General features: G+C 43.6%; 13 protein-coding genes. 2 read left to right on the top strand and 11 right to left on the bottom strand.

The features are described 5' to 3' along the window. Window positions 1–8: 8 nt before the first annotated feature. Together C9I99_RS21595 and C9I99_RS21600 are read left to right on the top strand one after the other, a co-directional pair. Window positions 9–1,439, top strand: coding sequence for a hypothetical protein (locus tag C9I99_RS21595; RefSeq protein WP_107350908.1), 1,431 nt, complete (start codon window positions 9–11; stop codon window positions 1,437–1,439). Window positions 1,440–1,511: 72 nt separating this feature from the next. Next, window positions 1,512–2,078, top strand: a complete 567-nt coding sequence (locus C9I99_RS21600; protein WP_107350909.1) for a hypothetical protein — start codon at window positions 1,512–1,514, stop codon at window positions 2,076–2,078. A 38-nt stretch (window positions 2,079–2,116) separates the two neighbouring features. On the opposite strand, the gene C9I99_RS21605 is transcribed toward C9I99_RS21600, so the two are convergent. From C9I99_RS21605 to C9I99_RS21655, 11 genes are all read right to left on the bottom strand, one after another. Further along, entirely contained in the window at window positions 2,117–3,073 is a 957-nt protein-coding gene (locus C9I99_RS21605; RefSeq protein ID WP_107350910.1) for a hypothetical protein, read from the bottom strand. Between the two features lie 157 nt (window positions 3,074–3,230). Further along, on the bottom strand, window positions 3,231–4,481 hold the full coding sequence (locus tag C9I99_RS21610) for a toprim domain-containing protein (RefSeq protein WP_107350911.1): 1,251 nt from the start codon (window positions 4,479–4,481) through the stop codon (window positions 3,231–3,233). A 159-nt stretch (window positions 4,482–4,640) separates the two neighbouring features. Next, complete coding sequence (locus tag C9I99_RS21615; RefSeq protein ID WP_107350912.1) at window positions 4,641–6,698, bottom strand: VWA domain-containing protein; 2,058 nt, start codon at window positions 6,696–6,698, stop codon at window positions 4,641–4,643. Window positions 6,699–6,763: 65 nt separating this feature from the next. Then, entirely contained in the window at window positions 6,764–7,732 is a 969-nt protein-coding gene (locus C9I99_RS21620) for a DUF3150 domain-containing protein (protein ID WP_107350913.1), read from the bottom strand. Window positions 7,733–7,812: 80 nt separating this feature from the next. Then, window positions 7,813–8,895, bottom strand: coding sequence for an AAA family ATPase (locus tag C9I99_RS21625; RefSeq protein WP_107350914.1), 1,083 nt, complete (start codon window positions 8,893–8,895; stop codon window positions 7,813–7,815). A gap of 282 nt (window positions 8,896–9,177) precedes the next feature. Then, window positions 9,178–10,275, bottom strand: a complete 1,098-nt coding sequence (locus C9I99_RS21630; RefSeq protein WP_166645494.1) for a DNA polymerase III subunit beta — start codon at window positions 10,273–10,275, stop codon at window positions 9,178–9,180. Between the two features lie 185 nt (window positions 10,276–10,460). Continuing rightward, the gene (locus C9I99_RS21635) at window positions 10,461–11,042 is read right to left on the bottom strand and encodes a YajG family lipoprotein (RefSeq protein ID WP_107350916.1); all 582 of its coding nucleotides are present in this window, start codon (window positions 11,040–11,042) and stop codon (window positions 10,461–10,463) included. A 2-nt stretch (window positions 11,043–11,044) separates the two neighbouring features. After that, window positions 11,045–11,857, bottom strand: a complete 813-nt coding sequence (locus C9I99_RS21640) for a sigma-70 family RNA polymerase sigma factor (protein ID WP_107350917.1) — start codon at window positions 11,855–11,857, stop codon at window positions 11,045–11,047. 125 nt (window positions 11,858–11,982) lie between these two features. After that, window positions 11,983–12,672, bottom strand: a complete 690-nt coding sequence (locus C9I99_RS21645; RefSeq protein ID WP_107350918.1) for a hypothetical protein — start codon at window positions 12,670–12,672, stop codon at window positions 11,983–11,985. 50 nt (window positions 12,673–12,722) lie between these two features. Beyond that, window positions 12,723–13,790: a YqaJ viral recombinase family nuclease gene (locus tag C9I99_RS21650; protein ID WP_107350919.1), complete on the bottom strand. Its 1,068-nt coding sequence runs from the start codon at window positions 13,788–13,790 to the stop codon at window positions 12,723–12,725. Beyond that, entirely contained in the window at window positions 13,790–14,428 is a 639-nt protein-coding gene (locus C9I99_RS21655; protein ID WP_107350920.1) for a zinc-finger-containing protein, read from the bottom strand. The genes C9I99_RS21650 and C9I99_RS21655 overlap by 1 nt, the downstream gene beginning before the upstream one ends. Between the last annotated feature and the right edge of the window lie 180 nt (window positions 14,429–14,608).

Here is a 14,608-nt window from a genome sequence, read left to right on the forward strand (position 1 = left end):
TAACTGATATGAGTAATTCTGATTTTGACTCCTTAGACACTATTTCAAAAATATCTCTAGCTGAAACTGTTTTGGAAGGAAGTGAGTTTGGTAAGTACAAGGAGCTTGTAGGTTCATCAAAATTGAGTGGTACACAGAAGGCTCACTTTCGACGCTTAAATATAAAAGTGAAACGAGCGTTTGATGATCGACAGAAGGCTAAGTTTGAATCTCCTGTAAAACCGAGTCAATCAGCCCTTGAAAGTAGCGGTAATGGTGTAGATGTGAAGGCTTCACCTGCCGTTTCCGCAGATATTAGTAACTCAGCGCAGAGTGAAGCAGCTAAAACAGAAGTTGTAGCTGATACCGATGTAACGAAGAAAGAAGCTGATAGCACTACATCTATGGTTGGAGGTATTGATTCTGAAAAGGTGGTTGCTACTGCGTCATTTGCGACTCAATACACTTTCACAAATACAGGCAGGACAGTTAAAGCCGAGTTTGTTGAAATTCAACCCGCAAACTTTGACAAGGTTGGTATTCACCCGCTGAATCCTCGAAAACAAGAAGGGTTAACCGAGGCTTCACTTAGTGACATCTTGCCTTCAATAAAGCTTAAGGGGATTAGCCACCCAGGTTACTCATTTTTTGTTGAGGGTAAAGACCTACTGGCTGATAGCTCTCGACGATTTAAGTCTGCAGGTATAGCTAAAAAGCCTCTTCCACTAATACGTATACTGGAACCATGTACTGATGAAGAGGTTCAGTCACTAATTGACGAAGTTGATACTCAGCTCAAGTTAAGTCGTTATGAGGAAGGCCTTAAATACAAAGATGTATTTCTAGCGCTGGGCGGGAGTTACAAGGACACTTACGCGCACTTTAACGTGTTACCAGAGAAAGAAAGTACGGTGCGCCGTAGTCTTATTGCAGCTTGCTTGGATGATCGTCTTTATGAGCTATTTCCAGACCGTTACTGCATCAGTGCAAGTGCATATGAAAAGCTGAATCAACAAACCGATAAAGCAATGGCAAAGTTTTCCGATAGTGAAGACCCAATCAAATCATGGTTGGATGCTGCAAACAGTCTCAGTGAGAAACCAACATATAAATCACCGTTTTCTTCTGTAGATGAATACATCGCATCCGGTGACAGTGATTTGGTCACTAAGGCCATCCAAAAAGCGGTAGGATCTTACCGTCAGGACGTTTTGAGGTATTTGGACCAACCATTTAAGAAAACTGATGATGAAAAAGCTGCTGCCGGTACTTGGGAAGAAAAGGTACTAGGCGATAAACAAAATAAGTGTTCCATTGTTCGCTACAACAAAGTGAAGCGCGAATATAACCTTCAAATGCGGAAAGCTTCACCGAAAGAGGTGGCAGCACTTGATTACTTTCTTGAGCGATTAGGTGACAAAGATTTTTTACAACAATTTGAAACCATTAAAGAAAAGTAAATCTTTTCCGAATATCATCTAGGCATCCTACACGTTAGGTGCCTTTTCTATTGGTTTATTATAGGGGTATCTATGGCAAGTAATGATGTGTCACTTATCGAGGAAGGTGGCAAGTTTGCAGCTTACTTAGAAGAACACGAGTCGGCAACTATCGAATCAGTTGCTGGTGCATATTCAGTTTCACGAACTCACGTCATTCTAGCACTACGAGCTCATGATCTAAATTCAACGCTACTTGAGTGCTTCAATAACCCAACCAGTCTTACTCAAGAGCAACTAGCTCGACTCCACAAAATTTCTGAAGCATGCAATGAAGCAGAGGCCACTAGCTGTGATCTTATCAAAAGTGAGTTCAAACACTTTATAGGGAAGGTGGAAACTATTCATGCAAATTTGATTAATCATGAAATTCATATGCACGCTATGTTTAAAGCAAAGACTGCTCACCGAGCTAAGTTAGCATTGATTAGACAACGGTTAAAATTGAAAGGCGAATTATTTGATGCCACCAAGCATGCCCCACCAATGGATAAGGTTCAGGCGGTACCAGAAGATAAAGTTAATGCCGGAGTGATGACCAAGTTAGAAGCAGCGTTTGAAGGGTCTAAGTTGAGTTCGTTGGCTAAACAGAGCGGGTGATGGCATAGGCTAGATGATAGCCTATGCCTCGAGCTTTCTTATTTAATTAGTTTTCGACCTGAAACTTTCTTAATGATTTTTGTCAGGTTTTCTTTTGGCTTAGCAGCATTCTCAAATTTCTTCAGGTTCTCGCTGCTATAGAAGTGTTTTAGCGAACTTACTGATAGATATGACTTGCCGGCAAATGGGTATTCGCGAGCACGCAAGCAGTAACCGGTACGTTCAACAAAGTAAGCCTTGTAACCACCATACTGAGAGTCCGCGTAACGCTCTTCATCGCCTTCGTTAGCAACATTGAAGTAATCCACTTCCTTAAGTCGTTTCTTGCTAATAGCGCCCTTCAGAGCTTCGTAGGGACGGTTTACTAGAACACCTTCTTGCTGAATGTGCGGTTGAGACAAATATTCTAGCAATGCACGGCGGGTAAAGAATACCGGCCCGCTCTTAGTTTCCACAAAGCTCGCTGCTAGGTTGATTGACTCGTTAGCAACAATATAACTTGCTGGCTCCGTTTCACCACGTGTTAGCGAATCTACCCAGTCAGGAGTCTGGAAAGTCTTGTCGTGGTATGTGGCGCCGTAAAAAACGCAACCAAAGAGGCTAACTACACGCTTGAATCGAGCTGCATGATCCATCTTTTGAGCGATGTCGTCAGTACAGAAATATTTAGCTACTAGTGGTTGGCTGACATGGCTTTCAAGCAAAACTGTCTGCACACCTTTTTTATCACGGAAAACATTTGTGCCCTTTGGGGTGATCAGATTGACTTGGGCACCCATTTCAGCGCGAGCAAGAATTTCTGAATAGTCGTCATCTGTTTGTTCAAATGGAATTTCAAAGCGAACGACGCCTGGTTCAGTCTGGATCTCTTCATCGGTCTTTAACCAACTACGGTATTCAGGGTCTACGGTTACACGGTAATAGACATCAACTTGGAAGTTGTTCTGCTTTTTGGTGATAAGCGATTTGTCAGTGTAGGTTTCTAGCTTATGCATTCTTTGTCCTTATATATATAAACTGTTTAGTTGGGTCTAGATTAACCCAGCCTACCGGGTTGTCAATTCTTCACTCGTTAATAACCTCAAATATTTCAAAACAAGAAGTTACTAACGAATGAAGCCCTCATCATCGAATGGATGAGAGGGCTTAAAATTATGATAAGAATGTGTCTTGCCAGTTTAGTATCGCAGGTCGGAAACCTTGCTTACCGCACTGTTGAACAACATCCTGCCAGTCTACGGACTTCTTCCCTTCCGGTATGGGGAGGGGAGGGGTCTGTATCAGGCATTTGACTCCCATCTCAGTGAGAGCTTGCTTTAGTTCACTTGCGCCTTCTTCACCTGCCTTAGAGCGATCTTTATCTTCAAAAATCACTACTAACTCAGTTCCGATAGATGGTCGCCATTTCTTGAGGCCACCGACATTCACCGTGCAATGAGTTGGCATTTCCAAGGTTCCTTTCACTGCTAATGCAGTTTCAAGTCCCTCAGCCAAAGCGATTACAGGTGCTCCCGGGGGATCAAGAAGAATGGCACTAGGCCCTGATTTCACACCTTGGATAGAGGACATCATCTTCTTAGCACCCCAACCCCAAGGTAGAGCGTCTAAGTCAATTTTTGTGCCTTCAGCCGATAGATAAGTTCGATGGATGTTAACAGGCTTCTGTGTAGCAACGTCACGAACAATACTCAGTGCACAAGGATGTGATCCCATATTGGCCATCAAAGTGTCACCTACTTGATTGAAACCCTTAAATGCCCAATATTGATGGCAGAACTGTATTTGCTCCGCTCTCAAAGTTGGCTCTTCGTCAATTTCTACCCAGTAAGACACTGCTCCGTGATATCGAACATGCGCTGCGAGTTCTCCATAGTTGTGAAGACTGCGGTTTTCAAAATACAGACGTAACGGTGCTGCAAGTTCGTGGTGAATGCTGACTGATTCCGCTAAAAGGTCGTTGTTTTTGTCAACTCGCTTATTTGCTTCATCAATTTGCTTTTGCGTCAGTGGTTTTGGTTGATTGTTCATTGGGCGTAGATTTTGACGATTAACTACAGGCGCTTCACCATCGTAGATTATCTTCTTGATCTCATTTGCTGTCTCAGCGAATGACCAACCTCTATCAAGCATAATGATCTTAAAACCATCAAAAGCTTCTTCGCACTTATAGCAATAGCCCGCACCAGTATCATCAGCATCATGAAATAGAACGAATTTATCGCCTTTTTTCCCGCCGTGTTGGGGACAAAAATCACGGGCAGCTTTTTTTAACATTACACCGTTGCGACCTTGCCCTGGTACATAGTTATCGACAGCGTTTTTCAGTGAAGTAAGTTCACCAAGTAACCTTACCCAACCATAACGCCTAATATCATCTTTAAACTCTTGAGTCGATTTGTTCATAAATTGTATTTTCCTTTTCAGGGTTAATTGCTCACCTAGCGGTGTTGGCCATGACAATCTTGACCAATTTCCTGCACCAAAGTGCAAAAATCTTTAACCTAAACAGAATGGTTTAGCTTAAAAATCTCAGCTGGATATAGGGCGCGAACGCCCTATTTATTAATCCAACACAATGTGTCGGGAGAGCTCCATTACAGCTTGAGGCAACTGCTCGAACTGAGGAACCATGGTGTAGTTGTTGTGCCCATACTGAGCTTGCATACCTGCAACATCCACGCCTTTGCCTATACCAACACCAACTAAATCGATATTCGAAATCTGCATTTGCTTTATGTAGTCAATGCAACCTCTTAAATCGTTTGGTTGTCCGTCAGTTAAGACAATGACCAACTTGCGGTTTTTAACACCGTGTAAGTCTTGCTTGGCGGCTTTTAGGCCGTTCAACAGTGGAGTGTGGCCATTAGCCGTTAGTGACGCTATTCGGTTAATGACGATATCGCCCCGCTCATTAAAGCGTTTTAATCGAGTGAGCTCACCGCTGCCTCCAAACTCTGAACCAAAAGCTATTGCTGCAACCTTGACGCCTTTCTGAGAGTCCAGAGAGTCGATCAATGCCAGCGTCGCTTTTTGCATATCTGGAAGGTGATTTCCAATTGACCCAGAATCATCAACTAAAATAACAATCGATGAGTTAGGTTTCTTTTCATCACGAGTCTTGCGGCTGAAAACAGCTGGGTTTCCAACAGCTAACCGGTGCACCTTGCCCCTAGCAAATCGACGACCGCGTTTTTCGACGGTCTTCTTGGTTCGGGTTTTGTGGGCAACTAATGCTGCTAGTTTTTGCTTAAGGGCTGCAGTAGCTTGGGAGGTATCTTTGCTAAGCGTGTTATGGCGATTCAATGGCTGCTGGTGGACATGAGATACGGCAGTTGAGAAATTATCACCCAGTTGCGCAGCGGCATCCCAGTCAATATTTTCATCATCTTCAATGACCTCTTTAATGATGTCACCGGTATCAGTTTCCATATCTGCAAGTCTATCCATTGCCGCTTTAATAGCTGCTTGGATCTCATCATCAGACCACTGTGGTTTACCATCCGCTTTGCCACCTTCTTGGGGATTACCACTATCGTTGGTCGAGTTAGGTGATATATCACCATCATCGTCCATGTTCGAGCTAGTAACATCATCACTATTTAGGTTAGAGCTAGTAGCTCCGGCCTCTGAACTATCGTCCGGTTGGCCAGTACCTGCATCATTGGTGCTGTCATCAGGTTGATTGCTAGAGCCATTTGCTTGATCATCATCGTCACCACCATTATCTGGTTGAGCCGAGGCATCACCTGATTGCTCTGTGCTGTCATCATCATCCAAATCATCAGTAGAGTTTGAAGATGGATCATTCTCATCACCGTCAGTAGCATCATCAACCTGCTCAGAAGAGGAGGTTGAATCATCACCGTCATCTGATTGCGGTTGCGAACTGTCAGGTTGGTCGCCATCATCGTTCGAGTCGCTATCATCTGGTTGGTTTGGATCCTGATTGTTGTTTTGCGGCCTGTTATCAGAAGGGGTATCCTCTTCTTCAATTTGTGGGTTTTCAAGAAAACCAACAAACTCGTCCACAATTACACAGTTATCCTGTGTGCAGGTACTAGATAGTGTACGCTCTAGTATCTTGCTCAACTCTCGAATCAACGGCAAACCAAAATGCAAAATGCACTGCTTACGAATAGTTTTATACAACGCCTGCAACGCTCGATAGCCAGTAAGATGACCGCGAACATAAAGAAATATAAATCGTGACAATGCATTCTCAGCGGTCACTTCCTTAGATTCCAGCTTGCCGGCAAGGAACTTACCACCAGCTTCTAGATATTCGTATGAGCCAGGAAACTCAGTAAGGATATACTTCTCGATGTAGGTGTCTTCTACTATGTTTAATAACTTCTTGTAGAAATTACGGTCTACTTTCGGCTTGCTATCCAGCCATTTCTCCAAATGGTCGAAATCTGAGTACCTAATGTGCGCAGCCTCGTGGACTACAAAACACCAAGTCAGATCCAATGTCTCTTCCTTTGGAAACGGTATATTAATCATCTTTTTGGTAGCAAAAGCTTTGCCACCGCCAATTTTGATTTCACAGTCGTACTGACCTGCATAGATACCGGCAAGAACTGGAACGTCGTGCATGATATTGCGAGCTATGTTTAGCATGTTAATTCCTTAATATATAAAAAGCCTTTCGGCGGAGTAATGCCCCGAACAAGTCGGGGCAAGTATTAGAACCAGCTTTGGATATTTTTATCTTTATCACTTGGCTCTTTGGTCTCAACTTGTTGGTCTTGACCTGTATCATCATCTGAGGGAGTCGATGCTGGTGGAGTGTTATCCACTGCAGCACTGTCATCTTCGGATGTTGGTTCAAACTCCATGTTAGTAATTTTCAGTAACTCGGGGTTCTTCAAAATGCTAAGCACTTGTATGAAGTCCTGAGAGTTTTTAGCTGTAAACGACTCTTTCTCTGGCAAGCTGTTGAGCCAATTCCCAACCAATTGCACAAGTGGGCTAACCCGTTTGTCGATGGAGCGCATGGCCCGCAATTTACGGTAAATTTTCTCAATCTTTGGTAGTTGCTTACGCGAGATTTTTGCCGTACCACCGTTATTCTGAGCGCTACTAATCAGTTTGTTGGACAATTCATCCGCTTCTCTTGCTACATAAGTCAATAACGAGTTAGCGAACTCTTTGCGTAGGTCTGGACCTTCTTCGATAACGAATGTGGTTTGCTTAATAACGTAATCCAAAGGGATACGTTGAGAGCGAACAACCTCACCGAAATTTTCAGGGAGTTCCGGGTTGTCGTCACATGCTTGAGCATGTTCTTCAACAATGGTGTCATAGTTCACAATAAGATTGGTTAGCAACGCTAGATATTGCTGCTGCCATATCTTTAGTTGAATCACTAGCTCGTCATAGATCTCTTCTGGCACGAGCTTGATCCCGTGCGAAAAGGGGAGTGTGGTTTCATCGAGTTTATTATCAACCCAGTGTTGGATCCGACGAAACGAGTTAATCGTCTCATCATCAGCCATTTTTTTAGCACCACTGCTTACAACACGACGGTCAATCTTCCGTTTAACGCCAATCTCAGAAAGATTAATGTTTTTAGAGAAGATACAGCGAGTCACGTTGACTTTTAGCAAACGAAAGCCAGGTGGAACAACATTTTGGTATTGCGAAATTTGCATGGTAGATCCTTAAATTGTATTAGGCCTTTCGGCATTTGATAGGGGCTACAGCTGCCCCCATTGATTGTTTTACGGTTTACTTAGAAAACTGATAGATTGCCAGCTCGATCTTTCCACGCTTGCATGTAGTTAGCGTGGGTATCAGGCCGTTGACCACTGATAAACACCATTTCCAAAGCCTTGGTCACAGTGTTATGTAGCGAATCTTGTGTAACCTCATACCACATACTCAAGCTTTGTGATTTTCGGTACCACTCAATCAGTGTCCGGTGTGACAGTGGAGCCGGCAAGCCAGCACCTGATCCATCACCCAAACCGAGAGTGCTCTTATACGAACTACGAACATCATTTGCGTAAGTAATCATTACCTCACCAATGTGTTCAGCCATACTTAAGCTATCTTCCAAGTCTTCACCTGTGTACCCCATTGACGAAAGCATTTCTTGTGCTTCTGCCATTAGGATCTGCATTTCTTCATCTTTGTTGAGGTAATCAATGAAAATGAAGTAAAAGCGGTCACCGACACTGCTACAAGCAGCTTCAGTTTCGAGCGTATTACCAAATGCACCTGTGCCGTTGCTGTTCGCGGTTACAATTATGCGAAATTCAGGATGAGCGACAATGGTTTCGTCCTTTTGGATGATCGTGAAACGACGCTCCTCAAAAACTTGGTTTAGTGCTTTCTGCTCATTACTGTTCATCAAATCAAATTCATTAATGAGCAGAACTGAGCCTTCTTGCATCGCCTTTACGAGAGTTCCGTAGATAAACTCCATACCACCATCTTTAGTCGGCATGTATTGCCCGCCTAAGTCGATGACTTCTGTTGTTTCACTAACGTAAATCTCGCGTACCGGCTTACCTAATCGCGCACATATTTCTCTGGGGTACGATGTTTTACCGCTACCAAAAGGTCCCCATAGCCAAGGGATCTGGCCTTTACCGTTAACGATGTACGGTAGCAGGGCCATCAATCGATCTTTAGTAAATAGGTACTTTGGATTGATTGCTGGGACAAATGGGTGTGGAAATCCCCAGTCAGCTTTTTCGAAGTTAAGCTTTGAAATAGTTGAGGGTAATTCTTTGAGTTGTTGCTTAGTCAAGAACGTATCAAAACCAACAGAAGTGAATTGCTTCGGCTTGAGTACCGGTAATTGAGACATAGTAAATCCTTAAAGTATTAAGAGCCTTTCGGCGGGGCGGGAATACCCTTGTGGGCATCGTAGTTAATGCTTCTACGATTTTCAGACCAGGATTGGTCGGAAACTGACATTAATACAGTGCACTCTTAACGTGAGCACATTGGATTAAGGACAAAAGAAGGGGGCTCAGAAGAAAAGTGCGATTTGAGAGCCTATCGCTTTGTCTATGATATTCAAAGATGGGCGTATATTCAAGAACATGGAGCATCTCCAGCCATAAGCTGGAGATACCGTGGATAGCAATTAGAGTTTGCAGGGCATAATGCCGCCAATTCGATTAGTTTCTCTTGCCAATACCTTGATTAGTCCATTGATACTTTGGATCTTGATAGCAACTTCTTCTTCATGCCCACAGGTGGCATTAAGAATGTCTTTAAGCAGGGTAGGGTTAATACCGAACTCAATCGTTGCGTTTCCTTGACACATCATTATCTCTGTACCTGAGTTAATAGCCTTCTGAGCCAACTGAAAAGTAGCTTGGCCAGGAAACAAGTTAATTCTCAAGGTTTTGAGTGAAACCGTAGTTAATCGGTCAAGAACATTTAGTAGCTCAAGCCGTTTAAATACCACCAGCTCACCTTCATCATCACCGATGGGCTGCATAACTCTTCGCCAATCAACGTAACGACCGTCAATTAAGCGCCCTCGTAATGCTTCACCATTGGTGAGTTCGACTTGAATGAAGTTGTGACTAAAGCCGATATCGACCTCTTCACCAGCTGTAGATAGCATCTTCTTGAGCGCCCCAAGAACATCACCCCCTTTAGGCACTGTGTAAGAGCCACCTTTACAGTTCTCGACTGGGATTTCAGCAACACTCATTATCTGTCCATTGGTAGCAACCAAGTTCAACTTGTCATTGGAAAAGTCGAAGTTGATGCCATTCAAGGTGTAACGAACGTCTTGCTGTGGCGCACAGCGGTCTAACGATGCTAAATGGTCATGAAGCATGTCAGAATCGATGGTGCAGACGTTATCAAAATCAACTTGTTCATGCATTGAAACTGGTACTTCACCTTGCGGTATAAGTGGCAGTTCGTAAACAGACAATTGATATGAAACGATAACGGACTTGTCACCAGAGCGTACGTTGATGCTATCGCTGCCGCGGAATCCTTTCACAATATTCATGAAGTCACTAACATGAACACCAATGATGCCGTGCTCTACAACTTCACACTTGATATTGCGACTAGTGTATTCCATTGAGTGACCGCTACCGACAGCAAAGGCATAATCTTCCTCTGTTGCTAGTAAGCAGTTGGGTTGGTCCTTGTCACAAGCTAGCGCGACACTGGTTAGTGCGTTGTACAACGCGGATGGAGAAATGTTGATATTCATTTCGGTGTTCCTTACTGGTTTTAGCTCTTTCGAGAATGCCTTTCCCATGATTGGGCGCGCGAGGGTAGGCTATCGCACTTTTTGTCACCATGACAAAAACCAAACGGCTACGATATGAAAGGTAACTTTTTGGTTTTTATCATGGTTAGCCAGGTGCCACTAGTAGCAACACCTGAACCACAACACTATGCTTTTTCTACGTTTTCAGCAATGTTTTTGTTGATCTCCTCATCCACGGCAATGCTACGGATGATGCGATTAGACAGATTATTCATTAGCTCACTCACTTCTGCAGAAGTTGGGTTGTGGTCTAATTCTATCTCGCTATAGGCGTCATAAGTTTTAGAGAACTTGGCGTTATCACTGGACAGAGTAACTTTTAGTATGATCTCAGCCTTCGCACTCTCAAATGGAGTGACGTTGACAAAGTATTTCTCAACTTCCACTAAGTAAGTTGGATTTACACGTTGGTTGTGTACTAACCGGATACCTTGGTTCTGCAGTTGTGCCGAAAAAGCAGCTTCAAGGTCATCTGCAACTACCGAAGTTGAATAAACACGGTCTATAGAGCTTTTTAGGATATCGTCGATCAAGCCTACGTGATTGTGTGAGCGGTTGTCCTTAACCGTCAAAACCAACGGTGCATCAACGTACTTATATCCAGAGAAGACTGTTGCTGTGGTCTCATTCTCAACTTTCATGGTCGATTCGCAACCAAGCAAAGTAAGCGGAGCGCATACTAAAAGTGCCAAAGTTCGAAGTTTCATTTTTATACCTCAAGTAAATTATCTATCGAAAACTGTCGGTACTTGAGGTGATCTCTCAAGTTTGCCAATAGTCTTTTTTGGTGAGCAAGTACGGTCTGAGCTGACATGTTCAACTCTTTGCCGGTTGCTTCAGCGCTTAACGTTTGGTCGCTCATCACTCGCATTTTTAGTAGGGTGCCCATCATGTCTGGATCCGATTCACTAGATAACACTTCCTCAAATGAATCCATGACAGCCTTGCAGCGAGCTACTTCCTCAGCATTTACGACCGGATCAAATTCAGCTGATAGGGAATGTTCAGGATCAAATGCGTTCGCTTCTGTTTGCACGGTATCGAACTCGACGGCATTAGAAGACAATAGTTGATATGCAGTTTTAATTTCCTGAAACTTAAGTGCTGAGCACTCATGCTCTTTTTGGAAAAGGGCATCAACTTCAGGGATGGATAAACCAATACTCAAGCCATGGTTCAGTGCTTCACGGTACTTCTTGGCATCACTGCGACGGTAACGAGATATGTTCACGTAGTTTTGACCAGTGTTATTACCAGCGATCTCAAATCGAACTTTCATGTGGGCCCAATTGTAAAAATTACTATTGCGCTCCGGGTCGAATGTATCAATGGCATTCAGTAGGCCAATAAAACCAGTCTGTTTTGCGTCATCACGCTCAGATTCCGGTAACGGTGCCTTGATCGCTTGGAAATTAACAATCCACTCGCAACGAGCAATCACTTGCTCTTTGGCATCCTTGCAACCTGTTTGCGCTTTAGTAACTAATTCATTTAGTTTTGTGTCTACTGCTTGATTTTCCACGTGATATCTCTGCTAACAAACGTTCGCAACATGTGACCAATATTGTGCGATACTGAATAAAACCCTGATTTTACTTGGGGTGTAAAAATGTCCAGAAAACAGGGAGGCCGAAGCCTCCACCATTACTAGCCGCGTATTGAACCGTAGCTATGAGCTACGTTATTCGCTGCGACTAGGGGGAAAATTGCATCCTTGTCAAATAAACCAAGTGCTTTTCCTTGTTCAAATACAGCGAGTAAATCATCTGTATTGTCAGAGTTATCCTCCAGTTCACCCCTATCGAAGTCTTCGAAATCGAAATCTTCAATACTCATGTCGCTATCCATAAAATACTGATCTACAGTGCTCGGTACTGGAATATCAGGTAAAGCAGCATTCTCTTGCTCATCTTCAACACTATCCGAAGTTGCTAACTCAGCTAGTTGCTGAATTGGTTGCTTCGTTGCTTGAACCGAGCAAGACGGTGCATGCAGAGGTGCGTAATGGGATGTATTGAGAATGGTGCGCTTATCTTCTGGAAGTTGCACAAAATTAAAATCACCGTTCGTTAGAAGGCGTTTAATCTTAGGATGGTCTGGTGTGACACCATTGACGAGTACGAAACCATTTGGCATTTGGTAGCCAAGTAGCTTTAGCTCGCTAGGGAGAGCGTGTTGCGTTAGGTAGTTCCTAATTTTTGTTCCATCATAATAGTCTGGATTATGTAAGCTAACCGGTATCAATCCGCAAGGATGTTCATCTCCGCACTGCACTGCAATGTGTCGACGGTCGTTTACTTTAGATAGCTCACCGCAGATATCATAAATCTTGATCATAATTACCTCTATATTTTAGCTCTTTCGAGAAACTGCCCTAGTGGGCAGCGTTAAATCATATTGTTTGAAAGCATCACTTTCGCCATTTGCTCACGAATTTTGTTCATTCGGTCGCACTGTGCGATGTTGTTTAGCTCTTTTACGTGGGGTTTGTCAGCAACAGAGACACGGAAATAGAACGTGTCCTCAGTGCTAAATTGTGCTCGCTCTTCATCAGTGATTGCCGGTAGGCCTTTCGCTGCTAAATATGCATCCACATCAAATTTCCCTCGACGTTTAACTTGGGTGACCTTGAGGCCTTGGACGGACGCTGACGTAAAATCACCCGACATATTCATGATCTGGTTACATACCTTCACACGTTCGCCAGAAGCAACTTTAAGTTCAGCTTTCAGCTTTGATTCAGACTCTTGAGCATTCAGTAGTTGTACGGCTAATTTGCCCCACTCAACTTCTTGCTCGGGAGTTGGTGTGTACTCATCACGCTCAGGATCTTTAGGTGGCGCAGTATCATTCTCAACAGCGAAGTAGAACTCCTGCTGCTTTTCGAATATCAACTGTATCATCTCATCGTCTCGTAGCACTTTGAGTGGCACTATTTGGTTCTGTATGGCGGAATAGAAAACTAACCAGCCATAGTCAGCATTGAGCATCGCGATTTGGTACTGTAATTGCCACTGGTACAGTGAAAACAATTCCGAGTTGAATGGGTCAGCTACTAGTTCAGCAAAACCATTCTCGCTAGGGCACTTAATCTCAACAGGAATGCCATCAGGCGTTACTCCGTCAAAAGAAACCTTCCTATATCGCTCTGCTTTATCCTCTGCGCAGTATTCAACAATATCTAACCCTAAGCTTGCAGCGAACTGCTCCCTTACAAAGGGTTCGTAGAAATTGCCTCTCTGTACGTTTGGATTACCTGATAGGTCATCTGGTTGAACTCGGCCTGTTTTTTCAAGCCAGAGTCGATAAGGAGTTTTATATTTGCTTACCCCTACAACCGTTGGTATATCACTACCTCCGACCCCGTGCTCTCTCCATTCCAACCACTCATCTGAGCCCTGAGCAAAATGAATAATTTCTAGCTCTATTGGGTTTAACTTATGTGCAACGCCCATTAGTTCACCCCCACAGAAGCTGGAAAATCGTCCATAGCGTTATGCCAGGTCGCCACATCACCGTAATCACAGACTAAACCAATATGCGTCAGTTCTAGGTTGATACCCATTATCGCCGCAAGCTTTGCATATGCATAACGACGAGATACTTGGTGGTTTTGAATTAAATCATCAAGGCGCTCATGAAGCAGTCTGCGTTCAGCTCTAATTTGGCTTCGTACTGGTATGCCTAGCGGCAAAGAGTTTGGGCCGCATAACGCTGAAGCATCACAGACAGGACAAATGTATCTCTCACCAGTCATTTTTGTAGTGCTACCGCATTCAAAGCAGCTCATCTCTGCGCCAGCAAATGGTGGAGACTTGCGTTGTTGTGCATGGTCAACAAGTAGCTGACAAACATACATAGCAATGTCTCGTTCCCAAGTCACAGGCTTATATGATTCTAGAATGTGGAACGACTTAGTAATGAAGTCATCTGTAAGTGACGTTACATCGGTAATACCAATTGAATTAGCAATATCAAACAATACGCTCGCATACTGTCGATAGGCCATTTGGTTTTCAGTTGGTAGATCCGAGAACTCAAGTTGGCGGGCAATTGCCTTACGCCATTTGGTACGTGGTTTAGCTGGTGCCATTATGTGTCTCCATAAATTTTAAAATGCCTTTCGGCTTGCTCAAAAACCTCTAACGAGGTTACTGCCTGTAGAGGTGGCAGTTATTTGACGCATTAGTAGCATCAAAACTAAACAGTTTAATTAGTCGGTTTGGTTTTGATGCTTTGAGATACGAGTAGAATATAGGGGAGGGCAGTATTG

The sequence above is a fragment of the Photobacterium lutimaris genome (assembly GCF_003025555.1).
GTDB classification, from domain to species: Bacteria; Pseudomonadota; Gammaproteobacteria; order Enterobacterales; family Vibrionaceae; genus Photobacterium; species Photobacterium lutimaris.